This window comes from Halomonas litopenaei, assembly GCF_003045775.1.
In the GTDB taxonomy this organism is placed as follows: domain Bacteria; phylum Pseudomonadota; class Gammaproteobacteria; order Pseudomonadales; family Halomonadaceae; genus Halomonas; species Halomonas litopenaei.
On record NZ_PXNS01000001.1, the window covers coordinates 189,472 to 214,258 of the forward strand.

The 24,787-nt window shown below is 64.8% G+C and carries 22 protein-coding genes; 17 read left to right on the forward strand and 5 right to left on the reverse strand.

The features are described from left to right. The first annotated feature begins 163 nt into the window (after window positions 1-163). The 4 genes from minC to sbcB all read left to right on the forward strand — a co-directional run bounded on the left by minC (window position 164) and on the right by sbcB (window position 3,832). A complete protein-coding gene (minC, locus tag C6W88_RS00920; RefSeq protein WP_108131199.1) occupies window positions 164-904 on the forward strand; it encodes a septum site-determining protein MinC in 741 nt (246 codons plus the stop codon). A gap of 149 nt (window positions 905-1,053) precedes the next feature. Then, window positions 1,054-1,875 carry a septum site-determining protein MinD gene (gene minD / locus C6W88_RS00925; RefSeq protein WP_045991342.1) on the forward strand — a complete coding sequence of 274 codons (822 nt, stop codon included), beginning with the start codon at window positions 1,054-1,056 and terminating at the stop codon, window positions 1,873-1,875. Beyond that, window positions 1,872-2,126 carry a cell division topological specificity factor MinE gene (gene minE / locus C6W88_RS00930; RefSeq protein ID WP_045991341.1) on the forward strand — a complete coding sequence of 85 codons (255 nt, stop codon included), beginning with the start codon at window positions 1,872-1,874 and terminating at the stop codon, window positions 2,124-2,126. Before minD ends, minE begins: the two co-directional genes overlap by 4 nt. 215 nt (window positions 2,127-2,341) lie before the next feature. Beyond that, window positions 2,342-3,832: an exodeoxyribonuclease I gene (sbcB, locus tag C6W88_RS00935; RefSeq protein WP_108131200.1), complete on the forward strand. Its 1,491-nt coding sequence runs from the start codon at window positions 2,342-2,344 to the stop codon at window positions 3,830-3,832. Window positions 3,833-4,073: 241 nt separating this feature from the next. Here sbcB and C6W88_RS00940 read toward each other — a convergent pair whose 3' ends face one another. Next, window positions 4,074-6,998, reverse strand: a complete 2,925-nt coding sequence (locus tag C6W88_RS00940) for an insulinase family protein (RefSeq protein ID WP_108131201.1) — start codon at window positions 6,996-6,998, stop codon at window positions 4,074-4,076. Further along, on the reverse strand, window positions 6,998-7,681 hold the full coding sequence (locus tag C6W88_RS00945) for an SOS response-associated peptidase (protein ID WP_108131202.1): 684 nt from the start codon (window positions 7,679-7,681) through the stop codon (window positions 6,998-7,000). The genes C6W88_RS00940 and C6W88_RS00945 overlap by 1 nt, the downstream gene beginning before the upstream one ends. A 180-nt stretch (window positions 7,682-7,861) precedes the next feature. Between C6W88_RS00945 and C6W88_RS00950 the strand changes: the two genes are divergently transcribed. Together C6W88_RS00950 and C6W88_RS00955 are read left to right on the forward strand one after the other, a co-directional pair. Continuing rightward, entirely contained in the window at window positions 7,862-8,512 is a 651-nt protein-coding gene (locus C6W88_RS00950) for a TetR/AcrR family transcriptional regulator (protein WP_108131203.1), read from the forward strand. Further along, complete coding sequence (locus C6W88_RS00955; RefSeq protein WP_308812411.1) at window positions 8,509-9,216, forward strand: 1-acyl-sn-glycerol-3-phosphate acyltransferase; 708 nt, start codon at window positions 8,509-8,511, stop codon at window positions 9,214-9,216. Before C6W88_RS00950 ends, C6W88_RS00955 begins: the two co-directional genes overlap by 4 nt. Before the next feature lie 274 nt (window positions 9,217-9,490). Here the strand turns inward: C6W88_RS00955 and C6W88_RS00960 are convergent, their stop codons facing one another. Together C6W88_RS00960 and C6W88_RS00965 are read right to left on the reverse strand one after the other, a co-directional pair. After that, window positions 9,491-10,786, reverse strand: coding sequence for an HlyC/CorC family transporter (locus C6W88_RS00960; protein WP_045991336.1), 1,296 nt, complete (start codon window positions 10,784-10,786; stop codon window positions 9,491-9,493). 75 nt (window positions 10,787-10,861) lie between these two features. Next, window positions 10,862-11,662, reverse strand: coding sequence for a cytochrome C assembly family protein (locus tag C6W88_RS00965; protein WP_045991335.1), 801 nt, complete (start codon window positions 11,660-11,662; stop codon window positions 10,862-10,864). A gap of 267 nt (window positions 11,663-11,929) precedes the next feature. On the opposite strand from C6W88_RS00965, the gene ffh reads away from it, so the two are divergent. From ffh to recJ, 11 genes are all read left to right on the forward strand, one after another. After that, window positions 11,930-13,339 carry a signal recognition particle protein gene (gene ffh, locus C6W88_RS00970; RefSeq protein ID WP_045991334.1) on the forward strand — a complete coding sequence of 470 codons (1,410 nt, stop codon included), beginning with the start codon at window positions 11,930-11,932 and terminating at the stop codon, window positions 13,337-13,339. Between the two features lie 252 nt (window positions 13,340-13,591). Continuing rightward, complete coding sequence (rpsP, locus tag C6W88_RS00975) at window positions 13,592-13,840, forward strand: 30S ribosomal protein S16 (RefSeq protein WP_045991333.1); 249 nt, start codon at window positions 13,592-13,594, stop codon at window positions 13,838-13,840. Between the two features lie 50 nt (window positions 13,841-13,890). Continuing rightward, a complete protein-coding gene (gene rimM, locus C6W88_RS00980; RefSeq protein ID WP_045991332.1) occupies window positions 13,891-14,460 on the forward strand; it encodes a ribosome maturation factor RimM in 570 nt (189 codons plus the stop codon). A 42-nt stretch (window positions 14,461-14,502) separates the two neighbouring features. Continuing rightward, window positions 14,503-15,309, forward strand: a complete 807-nt coding sequence (gene trmD, locus C6W88_RS00985; protein WP_108131204.1) for a tRNA (guanosine(37)-N1)-methyltransferase TrmD — start codon at window positions 14,503-14,505, stop codon at window positions 15,307-15,309. 110 nt (window positions 15,310-15,419) lie between these two features. Beyond that, complete coding sequence (gene rplS / locus C6W88_RS00990) at window positions 15,420-15,776, forward strand: 50S ribosomal protein L19 (protein WP_045991330.1); 357 nt, start codon at window positions 15,420-15,422, stop codon at window positions 15,774-15,776. Between the two features lie 157 nt (window positions 15,777-15,933). Next, the gene (gene xerD, locus C6W88_RS00995) at window positions 15,934-16,830 is read left to right on the forward strand and encodes a site-specific tyrosine recombinase XerD (RefSeq protein ID WP_231498426.1); all 897 of its coding nucleotides are present in this window, start codon (window positions 15,934-15,936) and stop codon (window positions 16,828-16,830) included. A 3-nt stretch (window positions 16,831-16,833) separates the two neighbouring features. Continuing rightward, on the forward strand, window positions 16,834-17,571 hold the full coding sequence (locus C6W88_RS01000; RefSeq protein ID WP_045991329.1) for a DsbC family protein: 738 nt from the start codon (window positions 16,834-16,836) through the stop codon (window positions 17,569-17,571). Between the two features lie 104 nt (window positions 17,572-17,675). Then, the gene (locus tag C6W88_RS01005; RefSeq protein ID WP_045991328.1) at window positions 17,676-18,992 is read left to right on the forward strand and encodes a homoserine dehydrogenase; all 1,317 of its coding nucleotides are present in this window, start codon (window positions 17,676-17,678) and stop codon (window positions 18,990-18,992) included. A 91-nt stretch (window positions 18,993-19,083) separates the two neighbouring features. After that, a complete protein-coding gene (gene thrC, locus C6W88_RS01010; protein WP_045991327.1) occupies window positions 19,084-20,475 on the forward strand; it encodes a threonine synthase in 1,392 nt (463 codons plus the stop codon). 120 nt (window positions 20,476-20,595) lie between these two features. After that, complete coding sequence (locus C6W88_RS01015; RefSeq protein ID WP_045991326.1) at window positions 20,596-21,213, forward strand: glutathione S-transferase family protein; 618 nt, start codon at window positions 20,596-20,598, stop codon at window positions 21,211-21,213. A 131-nt stretch (window positions 21,214-21,344) separates the two neighbouring features. Continuing rightward, a complete protein-coding gene (gene recJ, locus C6W88_RS01020; RefSeq protein ID WP_108131205.1) occupies window positions 21,345-23,174 on the forward strand; it encodes a single-stranded-DNA-specific exonuclease RecJ in 1,830 nt (609 codons plus the stop codon). Window positions 23,175-23,262: 88 nt separating this feature from the next. Here recJ and C6W88_RS01025 read toward each other — a convergent pair whose 3' ends face one another. Continuing rightward, the gene (locus C6W88_RS01025; protein WP_108131206.1) at window positions 23,263-24,741 is read right to left on the reverse strand and encodes a multicopper oxidase family protein; all 1,479 of its coding nucleotides are present in this window, start codon (window positions 24,739-24,741) and stop codon (window positions 23,263-23,265) included. Window positions 24,742-24,787 lie beyond the last annotated feature (46 nt).

The window sequence follows — 24,787 nt, forward strand, 5'->3', positions numbered from 1 at the left end:
TCTAAGCATGCGCGCCACCATCAGAAAAGGCCTCAGCGCAGGGCTGTGGCTGATTGGAGACACTGACAGGAGGACAATTGAGGCTTATGATCGGTTGCAGGACCGGGGGCTCTGACTTAGCTTGAGATCATCCCCCGACCAACACCCGACGTGGAGTTCGGCAATGAGCCTCAAAGTGGACAGGGACAGCATGGCGTTTACGTTCAAGGGTGGGATGCTGCCCATGACGGTGATGGAGCTTTCCAGTGCGGATCCCGAGGAAATTCGCGATCAGCTCGCGGGCAAGCTCTCGCAGTCGCCAGCCTTCTTTCAGCACACCCCGGTGGTGCTCAGCGTCGAGAAGCTCGACGAACCTCACCTGGCCCTGGAACGTATCTGTGCGGTGTGCCGGGCGCACAAGCTGCTGCCGGTAGCGGTGCGTGGTGGTGCTGATCCGGTCAAGCAGTCCGCCTGGGCGCTCGGACTTGGCTGGTTCCCCCCCCAGGATGCCGCCCGTGCGCGCACTCTGGAAAGCGTTCCGGTGCAGGAAGACGAAGACGTCACCGTGATCGAGGAAGTGGAGGCTGACGCGCCTCATGGCGGACGTATCTTTCGTGGCACCGTGCGTTCCGGCCAGCAGATCACCGCTCCCGACGGCGACCTGACCGTGATCGGTGCGGTCAATGCCGGGGCCGAGGTACTGGCGGCGGGCAATGTCCACGTCTACGGTGCCCTCAGGGGGCGTGCCCTCGCTGGCATTCACGGCGACCACCAGGCAGGCATCTTCTGCCGTGAGCTGCATGCGGAGCTGTTGTCGGTGGCGGGCAACTACAAGCGTCTCGAAGATATCGACCCCCAGCTGCTCGGCTCCTCCGTCCAGGTCGTGCTGATGGACGATCAGTTGGGGATCACCGCGCTGAAGTGAGCCTTCAGCCGGGCTTGTGAAGCGCCTTCAGCGGGGCGTTGCCGCATCAGCGGGCGCTTTAGCGCGGGACAGCGATTTTTATAAGGCCGTGCCTGGTCACTGCGGTGACCACACAGGACCAACAACTTTACGACGACAGGATGCGACACTTGGCCAAGATCATCGTTGTGACCTCCGGTAAAGGCGGGGTCGGCAAGACAACCAGTGCGGCAGCCATTGCCACCGGGCTGGCACTCAGAGGCAACAAGACGGTAGTGATCGACTTCGATGTCGGTCTGCGGAACCTCGACTTGATCATGGGCTGCGAGCGCCGTGTGGTCTACGACCTGGTCAACGTCATCCAGGGCGAGGCCGGGCTGAACCAGGCGCTGATCCGTGACAAGCGCGTGGACAACCTGCATATCCTTCCTGCCTCCCAGACTCGGGACAAGGATGCCTTGACCCAGGAGGGCGTCGAGAAGGTGCTGGACACCCTGACCAAGGACTTCGACTACATACTGTGCGATTCACCCGCCGGTATCGAACGTGGTGCCCAGCTGGCCATGTACTTCGCCGACGAAGCCATCGTGGTGACCAACCCCGAGGTGTCTTCGGTGCGTGACTCCGACCGGATCCTTGGGCTGTTGTCTTCGAAGACCCGGCGGGCCGAGCAGGGCAAGGACCCGATCAAGGAGCACCTGCTGATCACCCGCTACAACCCCGGACGGGTCGACCAGGGAGACATGCTGAATCTCGAGGACATTCGCGAGATCCTGGCGATCAACCTGGTAGGTTTGATTCCCGAGTCCGAGGCCGTGCTGAGAGCCTCCAACCAGGGGGTCCCGGTCACCCACGACGACAGCAGTGACGCTGGCCAGGCCTATATGGATACGGTCAGCCGCCTGATCGGAGAGGAGGTGCCCTTGCGCTTCCACGAGTATCAGAAGAAAAGCCTGCTGAGCCGCATGTTCGGAGGAGGAGGTCGCCGGTGAAACTACTCGATTTCCTGAAGCGCGAACGCAAGAAGTCCGCGTCTGTCGCCAAGGAGCGGCTGCAGATCATCGTGGCGCACCAGCGTAGCCAGCGGGGACAGCCTGACTTCCTGCCGATGCTGGAGAAGGAGTTGCTTGAGGTCATCCGCCGCTATGTCGAGGTGGACGACGATGCTATCAATATGTCGCTGGACAGCGAGGACAACTGCTCGGTGCTCGAGCTCAACGTGACCCTGCCGCGCAGCAGTTGATGCAGCGCCTGGTGTTGCTTGAACGTCGTGATATCGTCGATGCCACATCGCCGATGCGATATCGACAATGCCAGCCATCAAGATGACGCCCCTTGGGCGTCTTTCGTGTATTTCCTTCCCGCGCCGGACTCGACCTGTGATCGTGCAGGCTGAGCCCGGCGTTGGCCTGTGCTAGGCTGACGGGCCTTTGACGTACGCGTGGAGACCGCAATCCCATGGCGCAGCCGAAAGCCGCTCCGCTGACCTTTCTGTGGCACGACTACGAGACCTTTGGTGCCGATCCTCGGCGCGATCGTCCCTCGCAGTTCGCGGCCATCCGTACCGACGCCGAGTTCAACGAGATTGGCGAGCCGGTGGAGCTGTTCTGCAAGCCCGCCGATGATGCCTTGCCGCACCCCATGGCCTGCCTGATCACCGGTATTACGCCCCAGCAGGCGAGGCGCAATGGTGTGCCCGAAGCCGAGTTCGCCGGCGCCATCGTCGACGAGATGAGCGTCGCCGGGACCTGTGCGGTGGGCTACAACAGCCTGCGCTTCGACGATGAGGTCAGTCGTCACCTGTTTTACCGCAACCTGATCGACCCCTATGCACGGGAGTGGCAGAACGGCAATTCGCGCTGGGATCTGATCGACGTGGTGCGCGCCTTCCACGCCTTGAGGCCCGAGGGCATCGAGTGGCCAAGGCGCGAGGACGGCAGTCCCAGCTTTCGCCTGGAAGACCTGACCGCGGCCAACGGTATCGAGCATGCCGGCGCCCACGACGCCCTGGCCGATGTGCGCGCTACCATCGCCCTGGCGCGACTGTTGCGTGGCGCCAATGCCAACCTGTTCGACTACCTGCTGTCGCTCAGGGCCAAGCGTGAGGTGCGTAAACGCCTGGATACGACCCAGCGCAAGCCGGTGGTGCATATCTCCCGGCGCTATCCGGCCAGTCGCGCCTGCGGGTCTCTGGTGATGCCCCTGGCCGAACACCCGACCAATCCCAACGGCGTCATCGTCTACGACCTGTCGCTGGACCCTGCCGACATGCTCAGTCTCTCGCCCCAGGAGATTCGTGCTCGGGTATTTGTCAGCAATGACGACCTGGCCGAGGGGGAAAGCCGGATTCCGCTGAAGGTCGTGCACATCAACAAGTGCCCGGTGATCTTTCCGCCCAGTGCGCTCAAGGATGTGTCGGGGCCCCATCAGGGCGAGTACGGCGAGATCGTGGCGCGCATGGGGCTCGAGATGGACGCCTGTCGCGGTCACTACCAGCGGCTGGCCAAGGACCCCGATATCGTCGCCAAGGTGCAGGAGGTGTTCGCCGAGCCACCGCCGGAGCCGCCGAGGGATCCTGACCTGATGCTCTACTCCGGCGGGTTCTTCTCTCCTGCCGACCGCCAGCAGATGGAGCGCGTGCGTGCCATGGATCCCTGGGATCTGGTCGACGCCAGCTTTGCCTTCCAGGACCCGCGCCTCGAGGAGATGCTGTTTCGCTACCGCGCCCGCAGCTATCCGGACACCCTGACCGGCGAAGAGCAGGCGCGCTGGGAGACCTTCCGGTGGGAGCGGATGAACGACTCGGCGCTGGCGAGCCTGACGCTAAAGGACTTCGCGCGTGAAATCGAACGTCTGAACCAGACCTCGCTGAGCGATCGCGAACGCCAGATCCTCGAGGAGATGGTGATGTTTGTGGAGTCGATCATGCCCGCCCAGGCGTTCGGCTAGGGGGGGGCGGCCTGGCGCAGACGTACGGCGTCGCACTGGCCGTGTCGGGCATCATCAATATGGCGCCATGAATCAGATGTGATGAAGCGGGTGAAACGACGCGGGTGAAACCACAAGGCCCGACCGGCGATGCCGGTCGGGCCTTGTCGTCACTGCTGTCGGCGGCGGCGTCGCCAGCCGGGCGGGATCGCCCCCAAGCAGGGGGCGATGGGGTGGGCCAGGGCCTTTTGGCAGAGCCCTGTCAGGGTTTGGCCGCCTGGGCGCTGGTGTCCGCCGGCGTCGGTGACAGCGCTTCTTCCTCGTCACCGGGCAGGGCTTCCAGGTCGCCTTTCAACGCCATGACGTCGCTGGGTGCGGCACCCGGATCGAAGGTTACGTCCACCACTGCGGCGCCACCCAGACGCTGCCAGCTGTCCTTCAGGCTGGCGGCGTCGACCTCGAGCACCGCGGCGGCCAGCCGCTCACGCCTATCGAAGTCGGTGTCGCCGTAGGACAGCGCCTGCCACAGGCGGGTGGTGCGCTCCTCGAGGCCTGAATCACGCTGGGTAATCTCGTCGTGGACCGCCTGGCGATAGGTGGCCAGGGTGTCGTCATCCAGGCTGTCCAGACGCTCGGGCACACGGTCGAGGAAGTCGCTGACCCTGGCCTTGAGCTCGTCGCTCTGGGTGGAGGGAGACTGCACCAGCAGGCTGATGCCCGGAGCGTGCAGCAGCGGTGAGTAGCCTGCGCTGACGATGTACCCGAGCTGCTGTTCGGTACGCAACTGCTGGTAGAAGGGAGTCTCGAGCAGCTTGCCGAGCACCGCGATGCGGGCCTGGGTGGCGATACCCTGGTCCGGCCCCTGCAGGTAGCGAATCAGCAGCGACTCGTCTCGGCTGGAGTCCGGCGTCAGGCTCGGCAGATCCACTGCCTTGAGTACCTGCAGGTCGGTGATGGCGTCCGCGCCAAGGCTGGGCTCAAGCGCCGCGATGGCCTGCTCGGCCTCGTCGCGTGCCAGCGACTCTTCCAGGTTGCCGACCACCAGTGCCTGCAGGTGCAGCTCGTCGAGGAAGCGCTCGCGGAAGTCGCGCAGGTCCTGGGGCTCGAGGTCGGACAGCGCCTCCAGCAGTACCTGGGGGGACCACTGGGGCCGAATCAGCGCCTCGGACAGGGTGCGTTGACCCTGGTGATAGAGCGGATTGCGTGGTGCATTGCCCCATTGCTTTTCCAGGCCGTAGCGTACTCGGGCAACGCTTGCGTCGAGGATCTCACCCTGCTTGAGCTGGTCGATCACCTCCCGTATCACCCTGTCCTGGCGGTCACGCCAGCCGGTGAAGGACAGCGTCATGCCACGCGAGTGGGCATAGGCTTCATACTTCTGTCCCGCCAGACGTGCGGCGTAGAGCTTCTCGTTGAGGCTGTCGTTGAGCCAGCCGGCCAGCAGTTGTGTCAGCACGGCCTGGCGCGGGGACTGGCTGGCGCCAGGGTGCTGCAGGCTGAAGCGCCAGGAGGCCTTGGGCGTATCGTACTCGGCATCGGCCTTGTACCAGGCGCCGGCCTCGGGGGTGTCGATCAGCAGTGAGGGGCGCTCGTCGTGGGCCTCAAGCAGCGCCAGGTCCTCGGCGATAAAGGGATTGGGCTCGGGCAGCGCCAGCCCCGCCAGGGGGTCGGCTGCGGTGTCGGCCAATGGCGTCTCCTGCCAGGCGGTGTCGTAGTAGCGGCTACGTTGGTCGCCTTCGACCTCGGGGCCGGTGTACAGGCGGATCATGTTGTCGGGGCGCAGCGAATCGAGCCAGCGACGCACTTCCTCTGCGTCGAGCCCGTCCATGCGGTAGCCGGCGCGGTTGACGTCCTCGAGCGGGTAGTGGGTCAGGCTCATGGACAGGCGCATGGCCTCGTCCAGGGCGTTACCGTGCTGCTGGAACTGGAACGCCTGCTCGGACAGGCTGGCCTGCTCGTCGTAGCGTTCCTCGCTGATGCCCTGTTGGCGAATCTGCTCGATGGTGGCAAACAGACTGGCCTGGATGCGATCGAGATGCTCGTGACCCTCAGGGGTCAGGCTGACATCCACGGCCAGCAGTGCATGGCGGCCGTCACCTCGGGTGACGCCGGCGGACAGGCCGTCGGCCCAGCCGGCCTCGCGCAGGCGGCTCAACAGGCTGCCGGGCCCCTCATGACCGATCAGGTTGGCGATGTAGCTGGCCGGCTTGTGGCGATAGCTGAGCACGGGGTCGGGAACCGGGAACAGAAAGCTGACGCGGCGAGCGTCGCGCAGCGACTGGGCCTCGGCGGCCAGCGGCAGGCGTGAGCGATCCACCAGTGGGGTGTCGATGACGGGTGCCTCGAGGCCGCGATCGGGCACCTCGGCGAAACGTTCGACCACCAGTGTCTGCAGTTGATCCAACGGCATCGGCGCCACCACCGCCAGATGCATGACGTTGGCGCCGTAGTGGTTCTCGTAGAAGTTCATGACCCGCTCGCGCAGGCTGGGCTCCCCTTCGGGCCGCTCGGCCAGGGTCTCCTTGCTGCCCACCGAGAAACCCACGGTGGGGTTGGCCGGATTGAGCAGGGCGTCGAGGACCTCGTTCTCGCGGCGTGCGTCATCGCGCAGGCGCGCCTGATATTCGGAGTGCACCACGTTGCGCTCGCTGCCCAGGCGGTCGGCGTTGAACAGCGGGTCGATGAAGAACCGACTGAAGCGATCCAGAGCGCCTTCGAAGGCCTCGGGTTCCACATCGAAGAAGTAGTTGGTGTCCAGCGAGGCGGTGAAGGCGTTGTGGCGCCCGCCGTGGCGGCTGATGTAGCCCTGGTAGGCGTCGGGCTCGGGGTAGGCCTCGGTGCCCAGAAACAGCATATGTTCGAGCAGGTGGGCGAGCCCCTGTAGGTCATCGGGATCCTGGGCGCTGCCCACCGACACATTGAGTGAAGCCGCCGCCTTGTCGGCCTCGGGATCGCTGACCAGCAGGACGTCGAGGCCGTTGTCCAGGGTCAGTACGCGATAGTCGCGATCATCGTGGGGGCTGACGATCGGCGTCGTGGCGGTGGCCACGTCGGCGTCGGCCTGAGCCGTGACCGGTTGCTCGCTGGTAGCGGCCGGGGCCGCGGAAGCCTGAGCCAGCGGTAGCCACAGGCCGATCAGGGTGGCGACGAGGGCGCTGGCGCCGCGTCGTGTGAGGGTCGAAGCCATCACGTCTCCTTGGAAGTCTGGCGCCACATCTTGCCGATGGGGTGGGCACAGGATGGGTCTTGCTCTTGAGGATTGTTCACTCGTCTTGATACCGGAAAAGCGCCCAACAGTTCCCCGGGAGGGGGGCTCAACAGTGGCTTGAGGTCCTCGGGATCACTCTGCGGGTCCAGCCAGGCCCTCGCTTGACCGGGGGCTATGACCGCCGGCAGACGGTCGGTCAGGGGGGCCAGAAAGCCAGGGCTAGGTACCGTGATCAAGGCGAAGGAGTCGTTATAGTCGGTAAGGGTGGTGTGAAACCTACACCATAGTCCGGCCAGCAGCATCGGCCCGCGGTCTGCCCTGGTGATCAAGAAGGGCTGCTTGTAGTTTGGACGCGGCTGCCAGGCGTAGGCGCCGGCTACCGGCACCAGGCAGCGCCGCGCGCGGAAGGCGTCACGGAACATCGGGCGCGAGTCGAGGCTTTCGGCGCGGGCGCAGTGGGGGGCGTGATCGAGCACCTGCAACCAGGGCGGTGTCAGGCCCCAGAAACCGATCCCCAGGGTAGGGCGTCCAGCTTCCAGGCGGATGATCGACAGTGGACGGCGCGGGGCCATGTTGACGCCGCTGATGGCCTGGGCCGGAGCATCGAGGTCGTCGAGGGCGGTCTCGATGGCGCGGGCGGGAATATAGAGACGGCCGGTCATGGGGGCTCCTGCGATCTGGAGGGCCAGCGTACCCAAGCTCCCGGTGTCAGGAAAGCCTTGAGCCCGTTGTTGCGGCGAAGGGGGCATAATGAGCGGTCGAAAACAGTGTTCGATTAATGTATGCTGAACGATACCGCTGAACCTGAAGCCGCCGATGTCCGGCCGCGAGAGAGAAGAGCGATGGCGCGTCCAAGACAGCATGCCCCCGAGGAGCTTCACGCCCAGGTGATGGCCGCCTGCGATGCCTGGCTGGCTGAGCAGCCGGTGCATGCCCTGTCGCTGCGCTCGTTGGCCCGGGAGGTGGGCTGTGCGCCGAGCACCCTGCTGAAACTCTACGGCAGCTTCAACAACCTGCTTCAGCACGTCAACCTGGAAAGCCTCGGTCGGCTGCGCACGGTGATGGAGCCCCTGCTGGTCGACACCACCGAGCCTGAGGCCCGGCTGCGTGCCCTGGCCCAGGGGTACTGGAAGTTCGCCCGCGAAGACGCCCATCGCTGGCAGCTGATGTTCGACTATCCGCTGGCCCAGGAAGGCGAGCTCGATCAGCGCCAGACCGATATGATCGGCGCACTGTTTGCCCGGGTCGAGGGGACCCTGACCGAGTATCAACCGGATCTCGAATCGCTCGAGGCGCAGCGCCTGGCGCGAACCCTGTGGGGCAGCGTTCATGGCCTGGTGCAGCTGGGGCTCAATGATCGTCTTGGCTATTCCCAGGGCGGCGCCTTTGAGGTCGAGGAGCTGCTCGATCAACTGCTGTCGACCACCCTCGCCGGACTCAAGCAGATAGGCCGTGACCAGAGGGGCGATAGACAGGTGAACGACACGCCGTGATCGACGTACTCGTCTGGGGCCTCGTCGGCCTGCTTGCCTGCATCGCTGCCTGGCGCTTCTATCGCGCCCCGGCGGTGTATATCCGACGTTTCGTGTTTGCCTTTATCCATGTGTTGTACCGACTTCGCTTCCAGGGGCGTCGCTTCGTGCCCCCGCGCGGGCCGGCGCTGGTGGTGTGCAATCATGTCAGCTTCATGGATGCGCTGGTGATGGGCGGCGGCAGTCCCAGGCCGCTGCGCTTCTTGATGGATCGCCCGATCTACGAGTCGAAGCGCCTCAACTGGCTGTTCCGCATGGTCGGGGCGATACCCGTGGAGTCGGATCGTCGTGACCCGGGCAATGTGCGTCGCGCCCTGGAAGAAGTCAGCCGCGCCTTGAGAAACGGCGACGTGGTGATGCTGTTCCCGGAAGGGCGGCTGACGTCGGATGGTGATGTCAAGACCTTCCGCCGGGGCCTCGATCTGATTCTGTCGAGGGACCCGGTGCCGGTGATTCCCGCCGCGCTGTCAGGCCTGTGGGGCTCGTGGACCTCCAATTGCCACGGCAAGGCTCTGGCCCATTTCCCCAGGCGCTGCCGCGCCCGGGTGGCGCTCTACTTCGACGAGCCGGTGCCGCCGGGGCAAGCCACCCGTCAGTCGCTGGAGGCCCGGGTGCGCGAGCTCAAGGCCGAAGCCGATCGCTGGGTCGAGACCGGTAAGCCCTGAGGCAACCGCCGCCGGGGTACGCAGGCTCCGACAGAGGGAAGGTCGGGTTAGGGAAGGGATAACGCAGAAAGGGACGGCCTCGGCCGTCCCTTTCTCGTAAATACCTTGCTTGTCAGTGCTTTGCTTGTCAGTGCTTTGCTTGTCAGTACTTTGCTTGTCAGTACTTTGCTTGTCAGTACTTTGCTGGCAAGTACTCTGCCTGCTGGTGCCTTGCCCGCCGGTTTCTTCCCTGCATGTCGCGTCGCGACTGACGTGCCTCTGGTCCTTGCGGTGGTCAGTCGCCCGCGTCGGATTCTGCCAGGACGCGGCGAGTGCCAGGCCAGCAGCTGACTGAGGTGATCAGGTTGTCGCGCATCTCGAGGATTTCCATGCGGATGTTGCCGATCTGCAGACAGGCCGGGCCGTCGGGGAAGGACTCGAGGTGTTCCAGTATCACCCCGTTCAGCGTCTTGGGGCCGTCGGTGGGCAAGTGCCAGCCCAGCGACTTGTTGATATCACGGATATTGGCGGTGCCGTCGATCACGTGGCTGCCATCGCTCTGGGGCAGCATGTCCTGTTCCTGGCCGGCCACGTCGGTGGTGAATTCACCGACGATCTCCTCGAGGATGTCCTCCAGGGTCACCAGACCCTCCACGTCGCCGTACTCGTCCACCACGATACCAATCCGGCGCTTCTGCTTCTGAAAGTTCAACAGCTGGGTGTGCAGCGGCGTCGATTCGGGAATGAAGTAGGGCTCCCGCGCTTCCTGCACGATGGCCGCCTTGGTCACCTCGCCTCTGGACAGGAAGCGGGCGGCATTGCGCAGGTGCAGCATGCCGATGATGCTGTTGATGTCGCCCTTGAATACCGGCAGCCGGGTGTGCTGGCTGGTGCGGATCTGGGTCAGGATATCCTCGAGACTGTCGTCGAGATCGATGCCGACCACCTCATGGCGCGGCACCATGATGTCGTTCACGGTGACATTCTCGAGATCCAGAATCGACAGCAGCATGGCCTGGTGGCGATGGGGGATCAGGGTGCCGGCCTCGTGGACCACGGTGCGCAGCTCGTCGCGGGTGAGATTGTCACCATTGCCGTCGATATTCTTGACGCCAAGCAGTCTGAGCAGGCCGTTGGAGATCACGTTGACCACCCACACCAGCGGATACAGCAGCTTGAGCAGCGGCTCCAGAATCATCGAGGCCGGGTAGGCGATGCGCTCCGGCTTCACCGCCGCGAAGGTCTTGGGGGTAACCTCGGCGAAGATCAGCACCACGATGGTCAGGATCGCCGTGGAGATGGCGGGGCCGCTGACATCGCCAAAGAAGTGGATGGCGATGATGGTGGCGATGGAGGCCGCCAGGTTGTTGACGAAGTTGTTGCCGATCAGGATGACGCCGATCAGCCGGTCGGGACGCGCGAGCAAGCGCATCACGCGCTTGGCGTTGCGCTGTCCGCTGTTGGCCTGGTGGCTCAACCGATAGCGGTTGATCGACATCATGCCGGTCTCGGAACTGGAGAAGAAGCCCGATAGGGCAATCAGCAGAAAGAGCAGGCCGAACAGCAGGCCCACCGGAAAGTCGTCGTTCAAGACGTGAAATCCTTGGTCGCGGGTAGGGGTCGAGTTGTAGGGGGTCGGGCCGGGAGTGTCAAGGAGACCTCCTGTCTAGCTGTGCGCTAACAGCACCTCAAGGACAAACTTGCTACCAAAGTAGGCCAAAAGCAGTGCGATATAGCCTCCCAGGGTCCAGCGCACCGCCCGCATACCTCGCCACCCAAGGCGGTAGTGGCACAGCAGCAGTACCGCGAACACCAGCCAGGCCAGCAGCGACAGCACCGTCTTGTGGACCAGGTGTTGGGCGAACATGTTATCGAGGAACACGAACCCGCTGGCGATGGCCAGCGTAAGCAGGGCCATGCCCACCCAGATCATCTCGAACAGCACCCGCTCCATGGTGGTCAGCGGCGGCAGTGCCTGTACCACGCCGCGTATCCGGTGATGCTTGAGGGCCTTGTTCTGGACGCCTACCAGTATCGCCTGCAGCGAGGCGATGGCCAGCACCGCGAAGGCCAGGGCGGAGCTGACGGCGTGGAAGGCGATGCCGGGGGTCATGCCGTTTGCGCTGGTAGGGGTCGGTAGTTCGGTACCGAGCAGCAGCACCACGCCTGCAAAGGGGAACAGCACGGCGGCGATATTGAGCACCGGCTTGAACAGGCTGGCGCCCAGCAGCACCACCACCGCCAGGGCGGTGACCAGCACTGCGCTGGTGGACAGTCCTGGCAGCATCGAGCCCTCGAGGGCAAGCAGGCCGCCGGCGACGACCAGGTGGAGAGCCGCCGCCAGGGTGCCGAAGCCACGCACCAGTAGGTCGCGCGGAGGTACCCGGCGAATCAGGGTCAGCCCTTGCCAGGAGGCAGCCGCCAGATAGAAGACAAAGGCCAGTAGAGCCAGAGGTAACGCCTGCATGCTGTGCTGTCCGTGCGCCTTGCCGGCGCCTTTGAAGATAGGGATCCTGGGTCCGGGGAATGCCTTCCCCTCGACACCGACTATACCGGATAGCGCCTCGGCTGACAGCCAGCGGGCGGCCTTCTTCGGCTGTCTTGCCGGCAACTGCATGGAGAGTCCGCGCCACAAGGCGTATAATTTGCGCCATCGTCAAGGCCGCGCACCGGCGGCCGTCTCAAGGGGCGTCTCGACAAGGGCGCCTTGAGGCCATCGCATTTGGAGAGGCCCATGTTTCAGAACCTGAGCGAGCGTCTGTCCCAGACGCTGAAGTCGATCAAGGGTCAGGCACGCCTGACCGACGACAACATCAAGGACACCCTGCGCGAGGTGCGCAAGGCGCTGCTCGAGGCGGACGTTGCCCTGCCGGTGGTCAAGGCGTTCATCGAGCGAGTGCGCGAACGTGCCGTGGGCCAGGAGGTCTCCCGCAGCCTGTCGCCGGGCCAGCAGTTCATCAAGATTGTCCAGCAGGAGCTGGAAGTCACCATGGGCGAGGCCAACGAAGGGCTGTCGCTCAAGGGCACGCCCTCCGTGGTGCTGATGGCCGGCCTGCAGGGTGCGGGCAAGACCACCTCGGTGGCCAAGCTGGGCAAGTATCTGCGCGAGCGCGAAAAGAAGAAGGTGCTGGTGGTTTCCACCGACGTCTACCGCCCCGCCGCCATCGACCAGCTCGAGACCCTGGCCAAGGAGGTCGAGGTCGACTTCTTCCCGTCGCGCTCGGATCAGGCCCCGGTGGACATCGCCACGGCGGCGCTGAAACACGCCAAGATCCAGTTCCATGACGTGGTACTGGTCGATACCGCGGGTCGCCTGGCCATCGACGAAGCGATGATGCAGGAGATCCAGGGGCTGCATCAGGCCATCGAGCCCTCCGAAACGCTGTTTGTGGTCGACTCGATGACCGGCCAGGATGCGGCCAACACCGCCCGCGCCTTCGCCGATGCCCTGCCGCTGACCGGGGTAGTGCTGACCAAGGCCGACGGTGATGCCCGTGGCGGTGCCGCCCTGTCGGTGCGTCACGTCACCGGTCGTCCGATCAAGTTCATGGGTGTCGGCGAGAAGGTCGATGCCCTCGAGCCCTTCCATCCGGATCGTGTGGCCTCGCGTATCCTCGGCATGGGCGACGTGCTGTCGCTGATCGAGGAAGCCGAGCGTACCGTCGACAAGGGCAAGGCCGAACAGCTCGCCAAGAAGGTCAAGAAAGGCCAGGGCTTCGATCTCGAGGACTTCCGCGAACAGCTCCAGCAGCTCAAGAAGATGGGCGGCATGAGCGGCCTGATGGGCAAGCTGCCGGGCATGGGGCAGATGGCCGAGATGGCCCAGGGACCTGGGCCCGAAAAGGAGCTTGGCAAGCTCGAGGCGCTGATCAACTCGATGACGCCGAAGGAGCGCCGTAATCCGGACATCATCAACGGCTCGCGCAAGCGCCGTATCGCCGCCGGTGCCGGCCTGCAGGTGCCGGACCTCAATCGTCTGCTCAAGCAGCACAAGCAGATGCAGAAGATGATGAAGAAGGCCGGCAAGAAAGGCGGCATGCAGAAAATGATGAGGGGCATGTCCGGCATGATGGGCGGAGGTGGCCCTGGCGGCCCCGGAGGCATGGGTGGCATGGGTGGCCCCGGCGGCATGCCCTGGCGCTGAGTCAGTTTTCTTGCGCTGGTGCTGTTTTTAATGCCAAGCGCGAAGATGACGAGGGCTGATGACAGGACCCGGCTCTCCTCGCTCGTCAAGGGATGAGCGGCAAAAAAGGTTCCCTTGGGGGGTGGTTTTCCGTAGAATACTGCCTCTTCACTCGAGGACCGCGCCTGGCGCGGCCCTCGTCGTGAGCGAAACACCGGTGGCTGGCCTGGCCGTCGCCGTTATCTGAAATCCCAACCGAAGGACAGTCAACGTATGGTTACCATTCGTCTGGCACGTGGTGGCGCCAAGAAGCGTCCCTTCTACCACCTCGCCGTGACCGATTCCCGCAACGCCCGCGACGGCCGCTTCATCGAGCGTCTGGGCTTCTTCAACCCGGTGGCCCGTGGCCAGGAAGAGCGTCTGCGCATCGACCTCGACCGCATCGCCCACTGGCAGTCCCACGGCGCGCAGCTGTCTGACCGCGTCGCCGAGCTGGTCAAGGAAGCTCGCAAGCAGGCCTGAGGCGCAAGCCTTGCCTGTGAATGTCCCGGTGTGAAAGAGGTTTGACCCAGATGGCATCGCCACAACGCCCTAGCGCGCAGCGCCAAGCGCAAGACGATCGCCACAGCGACGATTACGTCGTGCTGGGCAAGCTGACCAGTCCTTACGGCATCAAGGGCTGGCTGAAGGTGTATTCCTACACCTCGCCCATGGAAGGCATTCTCGACTATGCCGAGTGGGTGGTCCGTCACGACGGACAGATTTCGCGCCATCGCCTCAAGCAGGGGCGCAAGCAGGGACAGGGCCTGGTCGCCCAATTGGACGGTGTCGATGACCGTGACCGCGCCGAGAGTCTGGCCGGAGCGGACATCCTGCTGGCCAAGCAAGACCTGCCCGAACTCGACAGTGAAGAGTACTACTGGCACCAGCTGGAAGGCCTCAGGGTCGTCACGCTGGAAGGGGTGTCTCTGGGACGCCTGGCCTACCTGTTCGAGACCGGTGCCAACGACGTCATGGTCGTGAAGGGCGGCGACGCCCCGGACGATCGCGAACGTCTGCTTCCCTACCTGCCCGATGACGTGGTCAAGCGCGTCGATCTCGAGGCAGGAGAGATGCTGGTCGACTGGGACCCGGAGTTTTGAGCGCAGTGCGTTCGAAAACCGCGTCGACAGGAGATCGATAACGTGTGGATAGGGGTGGTGTCACTGTTTCCGGAAATGTTCGAGGCGATTACTCGTCACGGCGTGACCGGCAGGGCCGTCGACAAGGGCCAGGTGACGCTGGAGTTCTGGAACCCCCGGGACTACGCCACCGACCGCCATCGCACCGTGGATGATCGCCCCTATGGCGGTGGTCCCGGCATGCTGATGAAGGTCGACACCCTGAGAAGTGCCATCCACGACGCCCGCAGCCGAGCCCAGGCGGCCACCGGCGAGCGTCCCAAGGTGATCTACCTGTCGCCCCAGGGGCGCAGACTGGATCAGCAGGGCGCGCGGGAACTGGCGTCCGGACCGCCCCTGGTGGTGGTGGCGGGGCGTTACGAAGGCATCGATGAACGCGTGGTCGAAGCGGACATCGATGAGGAGTGGTCGATCGGCGACTATGTCCTGAGCGGGGGAGAGCTGCCCGCCATGGTGCTGATCGATACGGCGGCAAGGCTGGTGCCCGGTGTACTGGGGCATCAGGATTCCGCGGTCGAGGACTCCTTCAACGACGGTCTGCTGGACTGTCCGCACTATACGCGCCCGGAGGAAATCGACGGTCGCAAGGTGCCGGACGTGCTGCTCAGCGGTCACCACGGACAGATCCGTCAGTGGCGGATGAAACAGTCCCTGGGGCGTACCTGGCAACGGCGGCCCGACCTGCTCGAGGGCAGGCAGCTGTCGAAGGAGCAGAAGCGGCTGTTGAACGAGTTCATCGACGAACACGCCGACAAGGCGGAGGTGCAGGACGAACGTCGGGATTCCGACGAGGCGGCCAGTCGCCGCTGACGGACCTGCGTCATCAACGACCCGCGCGCTCGAGCTTCGAGGGCCGGGATCACGATCCATCGGCACCCACGACCGATCGATGGATCACAACGATTTCAGGAGTGAGTCAAATGAGCAGCAAGAACAAGGTGATCCAGGCGCTCGAAGCCGAGCAGATGAGCAAGCAGGTGCCGGACTTTGCACCGGGCGACACCATCGTCGTTCAGGTCAAGGTCAAGGAAGGCAACCGCGAGCGTCTCCAGGCCTTCGAAGGCGTGGTCATCGGCAAGCGTAACCGCGGTCTGAACTCCGCTTTCACCGTGCGCAAGATCTCCCACGGCGTCGGCGTCGAGCGTACCTTCCAGACCTACAGCCCGCTGGTCGACTCCATCAGCGTCAAGCGTCGCGGTGACGTGCGCCAGGCCAAGCTGTACTACCTCCGTGAGCGTAGCGGCAAGTCTGCGCGCATCAAGGAAAAGCTGGCTTAAAACAGCCAGCGCTGTCAGCCAGTCTGAGGGAGGCCCCGCCTCCCTCGCCCGACACCCCGTCACCACCTTCGTGGGGCGGGGTGTCGGTGCATTGGGGGCCCTCTCGTGCTTCACCAGTGCCCTCGATGGCTAGCCACCAGAGCCCAGGAGGTGTTGCTTGAGCGCCGGCGATCGTCAGACAATCGACCGCTTCCTCGACCAGCTATGGCTCGAGCAGGGCGTCAGCGACCATACCCTGAGCGCCTATCGCCACGATCTGGAGGCCTGGGCCAACTGGCTTGCTGGTCAGTCGTGCGCGTTGCTCACGCCGGGTGAGCGGACCTTGCCGGACTGGCTGGACTCGCGTCGCGAAGAGGGCTACAAGCTCACCAGCAACGCCCGGCTGCTGTCGAGCCTCAGGCGCTTCTACCGCTGGGCCCTGGCCGAAGGGATGATCGAAGCGGATCCGCTGGCCCGGGTGCGCCTGCCGCGGGTGCGGCCATCGTTGCCGGACACCCTGGACGAGGACGAGGTCGAGCGCCTGCTGAATGCGCCGGACCTGTCCACCGCCCTGGGACTGCGCGATCGCGCCATGCTCGAGGTGCTGTACGGCGCAGGGCTTCGCGTCAGCGAACTGGTCGGTCTGACCACCGATGCGGTCAATCTGCGCCAGGGCGTGGTGCGGGTGCGCGGCAAGGGGCAGAAGGACCGTCTCGTGCCGCTGGGCGAGGAAGCCGGCCACTGGCTCGAGCGCTACCTGCGCCAGGGGCGTAGCGAGCTGATGAGCGATATCCAGCGTCCGGCGCTGTTCCCCGGACGGGGCGACGGCGCCATGACCCGCCAGACCTTCTGGCACCGAATCAAGCACTACGCCAGTGTGGCAGGCATCGATCGTCCGCTGTCGCCACACACCCTGAGGCACGCCTTTGCCACCCATCTGTTGAATCATGGGGCCAATCTGCGTGTCGTACAGATGCTGCTGGGGCACTCGGACCTGTCGACGACCCAGATCTACACCCATGTGGCGCAGGCGCGACTGGAAGCCCTGCACGCCGACCATCATCCTCGAGGCTGACCCATGAAACGCCCTCTGTTCGTGCTTTCCCTGCCCGCTCTGCTCACCGCTGCCCTGTGGACCAGCGGTGCGCTGGCGGCCCCTCCCGCCGCGCTCAACGAGCTTGAGGTGAACGGCCAGAAGATGCCGGTGAGTCAGGTGCTGGATACCCCCATGGACGGCATCTACGAGGTGCGTCTGGAGACCGGGGAGTCCTTTTACACCAACGAGAGCGGCAGCCACTTCCTGGTGGGGGACCTGTACCAGAACGCCGAGGACGGCCTGGTCAACCTGTCCGAGCAGAGCCGCAACGCCAGCCGCGCCAGCCGCGTGGCGGCCATCGACGAGTCCGAGCAGATCGTCTATCGCGGGGTCGATGAGCCCAAGGCCACCATCCACGTCTTCACCGATACCACCTGTCCTTACTGCCGCAAGCTGCACGAGGAAGTGCCGCGCCTCAACGAGCTGGGCATCCAGGTCAACTACCTGGCCTTCCCGCGTGGCGGCATGCAGAGCGAAGGCGCCCGCCAGCTCGAACAGGTGTGGTGCGCCGACAATACCAGCGAGGCGATGACCGCCGCCAAGAGTGGAGAGGTTCCGAGCGGCGCCACAAGCTGCGACAATCCGGTGGAGCGGCAGTATCATCTGGGGCTGGAGCTGGGCGTGCAGGGCACGCCGGCGATCATCCTGCCCGACGGCACCATGGTCCCGGGCTATGTGCCCGCCGAACGGCTGGCCGAGCGCCTCGGCATCGACGGCTGAGCCCGTCCGACAACACAATCGAGAAGGCCCGAGCCAGACTCGGGCCTCGCCAAATCGCTGACACAGCCGTCGCTTGCGGCGACGGTCGAGAAGGGAGAATGACATTGAAACCGGTGAGAGTGGGAATCTGTGGGCTGGGTACCGTCGGTGGCGGCACCTTCAATGTACTGACGCGCAACGCCGACGAGATCGCTCGGCGTGCCGGTCGCCCGCTGGTGATCGAGCAGGTCGCCCATCGCAGCATCAATCCCGCCTGTGACCTTACCGGTATTCGTACCACCAAGGACGTCTTCGAGGTGGCGACCAACCCCGATATCGACGTGGTGGTGGAGCTGATCGGCGGCTACGACGTGGCTCGCGAGCTGGTGATGATGGCCATCGAGAATGGCAAGCACGTGGTCACCGCCAACAAAGCGCTGATCGCGGTGCACGGCAACGAGATCTTCAAGGCGGCCCATGAAAAGGGCGTGATCGTGGCCTTCGAGGCCGCCGTGGCCGGCGGTATCCCGGTAATCAAGTCGCTGCGCGAGGGCCTGGGTGCCAACCGCATCAGCTGGGTGGCGGGTATCATCAACGGTACCGGCAACTACATCCTGACCCATATGCGCGACGAGGGCCGGGCGTTCGAGGACGTGCTCGCCGAGGCCCAGGCGCTGGGCTACGCCGAGGCCGATCCGACCTTCGACGTGGAAGGCATCGACGCCGCCCACAAGCTGACCATCCTGGCGTCCATCGCCTACGGTGTGCCGCTGCAGTTCGAGAAGGCCTACACCGAGGGTATCTCTCGGGTCACCGCGGAGGACGTCGAGCAGGCCGACAACCTGGGCTACATCATCAAGCACCTGGGCATCTCCAAGCGCACCGGTGACGGCCTCGAACTGCGCGTCCATCCGACGCTGATTCCCAAGGAGCGGCTCCTGGCCAGCGTCCACGGGGTCAAGAACGCCATCGCCGTGATGGGTGACGCCGTCGGTCCGACCCTCTACTACGGTGCCGGCGCCGGCGACGAGCCCACCGCCTCGGCGGTGGTCGCCGACCTGCTCGACGTGGCCCGCGACATCTCCACCGAGCATCGCTATCGCACGCCTTATCTGGCCTTCTGCGGCGTCACCGATGACTGTGACGAGCTGCCGATCATGCCCATGGAAGACATCACCACGGCCTACTACCTGCGCCTGCTGGCGGTGGACCGCCCCGGCGTGCTGGCGCGGGTGGCGACCATCCTCTCCGAGGAGGGTATCTCCATCGAGGCGCTGATCCAGAAGGAGGCCACCGAGGGCGAACTGGTGCCGATCATCCTGCTGACCCACCGTACCCTCGAGAAGCACATGAACGAGGCCATTCGCCGCATCGAGTCCCTGGCCGACATCGCCGGCTCGGTGACCCGCATTCGCGTCGAGAGCCTCGACGAGCAGGACTGATGATGCCTGCGGGAGCGGGCCCAGGCTCGCTTTCGCGGGCGCTTCGCTGGAATCTCAGGCCGCGCCCCGGGCGGCGGCAAGGAATCACAAGATGCGCTATATCAGCACCCGCGGGCAGGCGCCCGCGCTGTCCTTCGAAGAAGTCGTCCTTACCGGCATGGCCGCCGACGGTGGCCTCTACGTTCCCGAGGACTTCCCTCACCTGAGCGCCGACGACCTGGCCGACATGGCCGGGCTGTCCTACGCCGAGATCGCCTTTCGGGTGATGAAGCCCTTCGTCGGTGGCGAGATCGACGACGACACCTTCCGTGGCCTGGTCAAGGACGCCTACGCGACCTTCAGTCACGACGCCGTGGTGCCGCTCAATCAGCTCGACGCCAACCACTTCCTGCTCGAGCTGTTCCACGGTCCGACCCTGGCGTTCAAGGACGTGGCCCTGCAGCTGCTCGGACGTATCCTCGATCACTTCCTCAAGAAGCGTGGCGAGCGCGCGGTGATCATGGGCGCCACGTCCGGCGACACCGGCTCGGCGGCGATCGAGGGCTGTCGTCACTGTGACAACCTCGACATCTTTATCCTGCACCCCCACAACCGGGTGTCCGAGGTACAGCGCCGGCAGATGACCACGGTACTGGCCGACAACGTCTTCAACGTCGCCATCGAAGGCAACTTCGACGACGCCCAGGCCATGGTCAAGGCCAGCTTCGCCGACCAGAGCTTCCTCGATGGGGCTCGGCTGGTGGCGGTGAATTCGATCAACTGGGCGCGGATCATGGCCCAGGTGGTCTACTACGTGGCCTCCGCCGTGGCGGTGGGTGCGCCCCAGCGTCAGGTCAGCTTCTGCGTGCCCTCGGCCAACTTCGGCAACGTCTTCGCCGGCTACGTGGCCTACCGCATGGGGCTGCCGGTGAAGCAGTTCATCGTCGCCACCAACGCCAACGATATCCTCCACCGTACCCTGGCCGACAACGACTTCTCCAAGCAGGAACTGCTGGCCACCCTGGCGCCGTCCATGGACATCGTGGTGTCGTCCAACTTCGAACGTCTGCTGTTCGAAGCCTACGACCGCGACGGCGGCGCCGTGGACGAGCTGCTCGGGCGCTTCCAGAACGAGCCGACGGTGCTGGCCGAAGCCCCGCTGGGCCGGCTGCGCGAGGTCTTCTCGAGCCACAGCGTGGATGACGACACCATCCTCGAGGTGATCCGCGAGGCCCACCACCGCACCCAGGAGATCCTCGATCCCCACACCGCGACCGGCTATCGTGCCGCCGAGCGCGAGCGCAGGGACGCCTCTACGCCGATGATCACCCTGGCCACCGCCCACCCGGCCAAGTTTGCCGAGGCGGTGGTCAAGGCCGGCTTCCCGGGTGTGCCGCTACCGCCACATATGGACGATCTGCTCGAGCGCGAGGAACGCTACGAGGTGCTGCCGGCTAGACTCGAAGCGGTACAGGCCTTCGTCGCCGAACATCGTCGTCGCTGAGGCCTTCGGCATGGGGCCGAGCGCCTTGCGGCGTTCGGCTCGGTTTTGTGCCAATCGGTTCTTATCCATCGGTTTTTGCCAAGGGTGCCCGCTGCCGGGCATCCCGACAGGGAGACTTCCATGAAGCTGTGGGGACGCAACAACTCGGTCAACGTCAAGAAGCCCGTCTGGTGTGCCATCGAGCTGGGGATCGACCTCGAACGGGTCGATCTGGGAGGGCCCTTCGGTGGGCTCGATACGCCGGAATTCCTGGCCAAGAATCCCAACGGCCTGATTCCCTGTCTCGAGGACGGCGACCTGGTGCTGTGGGAATCCCACACCATCGTCCGCTATCTGGCCGATGTGCACGGTGACGGTCGGCTCGCGACCGACTCTGCCGGCGCCAGGGCGCGCTGCAGCATGTGGATGGACTGGGCGCTTGGCAGTCTGGCGGGCCCCTATCGGGATCTGATCATGAACCTGGTGCGCGGCACCCCCGAGACCCGCGACGATGCGGCCATCGAGCGTGGCCTGGCCGGGTTCGAGAAGAGCCTGCGTATCGCCGACGGTGCGCTGGCCCGCCAGCCCTGGCTGTCCGGCGAGGAATTCGGCATCGGTGATATTCCGCTGGGGGCCTACGTCTACCTGTGGTTCGCCCTGGATATCGAGCGCCCGAGCCTGCCGAACCTCGAGGCCTGGTACGAGAAGCTGACCCAGCGCAGCGCCTATCGCGAACACGTGATGCTGCCGATCAGTTAAGTCGATCCAGCTGCGTTGGACGCGCCGGTATCGCGTCGGCGCAGGTGGCGGTCAGCACGCCATCTGCGCCGACCTTCTCGGTTCCCGACACCCTCCTGCGCCAGCCTCGCTTCAACCTTCCAGAGAATCCGATGTCCCACTCTTCTCCGGCAAATACCGGCTCGAGCGAGCATGCCGAGCCGCGTCCGCGTATCGAACCGCGTCCGCGTATCGAACCGCGTCCTCGCAACGAAAGGCTGTATCGGCAGGGACTCGAGGCCGGGCTGTCGGAGCTTCAGGCCCGGCTGCTGGCCGGACGCCTGCCCGACTACCAGGGCGAACTCGGCCCGCTGGTCGACCCGAGTCTACGTCATCTGGTCCATCCCGAGCGTCTGGCCGATGCGCCGAGAGCGGCCGAGCGCATCGCCCAGGCGGTGGCCGAGGGCGAGCACATCGGCATCCTCACCGATTACGACGTGGACGGCATCACCTCCCACGTGGTGATCCGGCGCACCCTGAACGAACTGTTCGGGGTGCCAGAGTCACGTCTGCACAGTCTGATCGGTCACCGTATTCATGACGGCTATGGCATCAGCCTGCCGCTGGTGGAGCGCACCCTGAAGCTGACCCCGCGGCCCAGCCTGGTGATTACCGCCGACTGCGGCAGCAGCGACGAGGCGCGTATCGCCAGGCTCAAGGCGGCGGGAATCGACGTGGTGGTCAGCGATCACCACGCTCTGCCCCAGGAAGGGCCGCCGCCCTCGGCCTATGCCACGGTCAATCCGACCCGAGCCGACTGCGACTACCCGGACGCCACCATCGCCGGCTGCATGGTGGCCTGGCTGTTGATGTCGCTGACCCGCCAGGTACTGATCGAACAGGCGGTACTGTCGCCGTCCACGCCCAAGCTCTCGCCCTGGCTGTCCTACGTGGCGCTGGGCACCGTGGCCGACTGTGTGTCACTGGGTGGCAGCGCCATCAACCGGGCGGTGGTGCGCCACGGTCTGGCGCTGATCAATCGCATGGGCGAGCCCTGCTGGCGGGTAATGGCGGAGCGCCTGGGCGCCGACAGCGTGCCCTTCGACGCCGAGACCCTGGGCTTCCAGATGGGGCCGAGAATCAACGCCCGTTCGCGTCTCGACGATCCCTACGCGGCGCTTCACTTCATGCTCGCCGGGGATGACGGGGTGGCGCGGCGTCACCTGGAGACCCTGGACGCCGACAACCAGTCGCGCAAGGCCATCGAAGCCGACATGGTCGCCGAGGCCAGGCTGCTGGCCCGCCGGGCGCTGGACGCCGACGAGCCGGTGGTCATCGTCTATCTGGAGAACGGCCATCCGGGGGTTCAGGGCATCGTCGCCTCGCGCCTGGTGCAGGCCTACGGACGGCCGACCCTGGTGCTGACCCCCGCCGCCGAGGCCGGCATGCTGACCGGCTCCGGACGCTCGGTGGAGGCGCTGCACCTGCGCGATGCTCTGCAGCGCGCCCACGACCTGGCCCCCGAGGCGCTTACGCGTTTCGGCGGCCACCGGGGCGCCGCCGGCGTCGGCGTGGTACAGGAACGTCTCGACGACTTCCGCCAGGCGCTGATCACCGCGGTCAGCGAACAGCTCGGCGATCTGGAACTGGTGCCCAGGCTCTACACCGACGGTGAACTCGGCGAGCATCAGCTAAGCCTCGAGACCCTGGCCGAGATCGAGGGCCTTGGCCCCTTCGGCCGCGAGTTCGAGGCGCCGCTGTTCGAGGGGCGCTTTCTGGTGGAGCGGCTCAAGCCGGTGGGTGACGGCAGTCACCTGACCCTGGAGCTGTCCTGTCGCGGACTGACCCTGAAGGCCATCTGGTTTCGCTGCCTGACCCCGGGCCAGTTGCCGGACTTCGACGTGGGCGCCACCCTCCACTGCGCCTACAAGCTCAATCGCAACCGCTTCCGCGGACGCGAGTCACTGCAGCTGATGGTGGAGCACGCAGAGCCCGTTGAATAAGCCGGTCGACTGAAGCGGTCGAACGAGGGTCCGTGATCCCGGCAAACCTCGGTCTTCGTTGCCTGCGGAGGTCCTGGCGCTGCTGGCTTCAGGTTACCGTGAATTGTCCCATCATGCCGTTATCTTCGTGTTCGAGGATGTGGCAGTGATACATGAAGGGCGCACCCTGCGAAGGCTGGTTGAAATGGACCAGCAGTTCGACGGGCTCGCGCACCAGCACAGTGTCTTTCATGCCTTTGTCACGGGTCTGCGGCGCAGAACCGTTGCGGCTGATGACCTGGAAATGCACGCCGTGTACATGGAAGGGGTGGGCCATCATTGTGCCGGTCACCTCCCATATTTCGCTATCACCCAGGTTGACCCGCTCATCGACTCTGTCCATGGAGAAGGCACGGTCATTGATGCCGAAGCTGGCCCTGCTCATCCGTGTTTCGTCCCTCCTCATGTTTCCCATGCCCATGCCCATCTCCATGCCCATGGTCAACTCGAAGCGACGTCTGCGCAGTGCCGTTGAGGGGATCCGGGGTTCAGGGGCGTGAAGCCGCTGTGGTACCTGAAGGGAACTGCTGCCGGTGCCTTGGGGAATGAACTCGATGACGGTCGTTTCGCTAGCCCCTGACATGGGCGTCATCATGCGCATCATCGACAGACTACTGTCTGGTCCGGTAGTCAGGGTCGCAGGGCGACCATTAGAGAAATCGACGAGAATTTCGGCTCGCTCTCCTGGAACGAGGCGTAGCGAGCGCAGTGCAACAGGCTTCTCGAGCAGACCTCCCTCCGAGGCAATCCAGTGAAAGATTCTGGCGTCGGAGAACGCCAGATCGAAAAACCTGGCGTTGGCACCATTGACCATCCTCAGACGCACCAGCCGGGGAGGAACCTTTGCTACTGGGTTGACAGTGCCGTTGACCAAGAGAGTGTCGCCACGTCGTCCATGCATCGTCGTCATCATGCCCTGTGGTAATACCAGGGTTCCCTGCTCGAACTGCTTATCCTGAAGTATCAGGGGAATGTCATCGACACCGTAATCCGAGGGCAGGCCCAGCGATTTTTCATGGTCGTCACTGACGATCAACATTCCTGCCAGGCCTGCGTAGACCTGTCTGGCGGTGCGCCCATGAGCGTGTGAGTGGTACCAGAGAGTGCATGCCCGCTGACGTATCGGTAGTACCGGTCGCCAGGTGGCTCCGGCGGGGATCGTCTGGTGAGGGCCGCCGTCCAGGTTGCCGGAGACCAGCAGCCCATGCCAGTGCACGGTGGTGTCTTCACCCAGGGTGTTGGTGATGGTGACCTCGGAATCGTCGCCCTGGTGGACCCGAAGCGTGGGACCTAGGTAGCTCCCGTTGTAGCCCAAGGTGATGCTTTCTCGGCCAGGGAAGAAATGGCGCGAGCCCTCCTGAACTTCCAGCGCAATCGACTGGTGACGGCTGCGGGCATCGATCAGTTCCGGGATGTAAAGCTCGTTGAGTTGCGGCAGTGAGTACAAGCGACCTGTGGCGTTGGCTGCCAGCACGGCACCACCCGATAGCAAGGAGCCCATCAGGAACGAGCGGCGTGTCATGAACATGCTTTTCTCCTTCACGGTAACCATCTTGTTGCGCTCACATCGACAG

Coding starts and splice junctions, on each gene's coding strand:
- rpsP (WP_045991333.1), top strand. CDS start 13,592: ATGGTTACCATTCGTCTGGCACGTGGTGGCGCCAAGAAGCGTCCCTTC.
- minC (WP_108131199.1), top strand. CDS start 164: ATGAGCCTCAAAGTGGACAGGGACAGCATGGCGTTTACGTTCAAGGGT.
- C6W88_RS00950 (WP_108131203.1), top strand. CDS start 7,862: ATGGCGCGTCCAAGACAGCATGCCCCCGAGGAGCTTCACGCCCAGGTG.
- C6W88_RS00945 (WP_108131202.1), bottom strand. CDS start 7,681: ATGACCGGCCGTCTCTATATTCCCGCCCGCGCCATCGAGACCGCCCTC.
- C6W88_RS01025 (WP_108131206.1), bottom strand. CDS start 24,741: ATGTTCATGACACGCCGCTCGTTCCTGATGGGCTCCTTGCTATCGGGT.
- C6W88_RS00965 (WP_045991335.1), bottom strand. CDS start 11,662: ATGCAGGCGTTACCTCTGGCTCTACTGGCCTTTGTCTTCTATCTGGCG.
- C6W88_RS01015 (WP_045991326.1), top strand. CDS start 20,596: ATGAAGCTGTGGGGACGCAACAACTCGGTCAACGTCAAGAAGCCCGTC.
- sbcB (WP_108131200.1), top strand. CDS start 2,342: ATGGCGCAGCCGAAAGCCGCTCCGCTGACCTTTCTGTGGCACGACTAC.
- rimM (WP_045991332.1), top strand. CDS start 13,891: ATGGCATCGCCACAACGCCCTAGCGCGCAGCGCCAAGCGCAAGACGAT.
- C6W88_RS01000 (WP_045991329.1), top strand. CDS start 16,834: ATGAAACGCCCTCTGTTCGTGCTTTCCCTGCCCGCTCTGCTCACCGCT.
- rplS (WP_045991330.1), top strand. CDS start 15,420: ATGAGCAGCAAGAACAAGGTGATCCAGGCGCTCGAAGCCGAGCAGATG.
- thrC (WP_045991327.1), top strand. CDS start 19,084: ATGCGCTATATCAGCACCCGCGGGCAGGCGCCCGCGCTGTCCTTCGAA.
- C6W88_RS00940 (WP_108131201.1), bottom strand. CDS start 6,998: ATGGCTTCGACCCTCACACGACGCGGCGCCAGCGCCCTCGTCGCCACC.
- ffh (WP_045991334.1), top strand. CDS start 11,930: ATGTTTCAGAACCTGAGCGAGCGTCTGTCCCAGACGCTGAAGTCGATC.
- recJ (WP_108131205.1), top strand. CDS start 21,345: ATGTCCCACTCTTCTCCGGCAAATACCGGCTCGAGCGAGCATGCCGAG.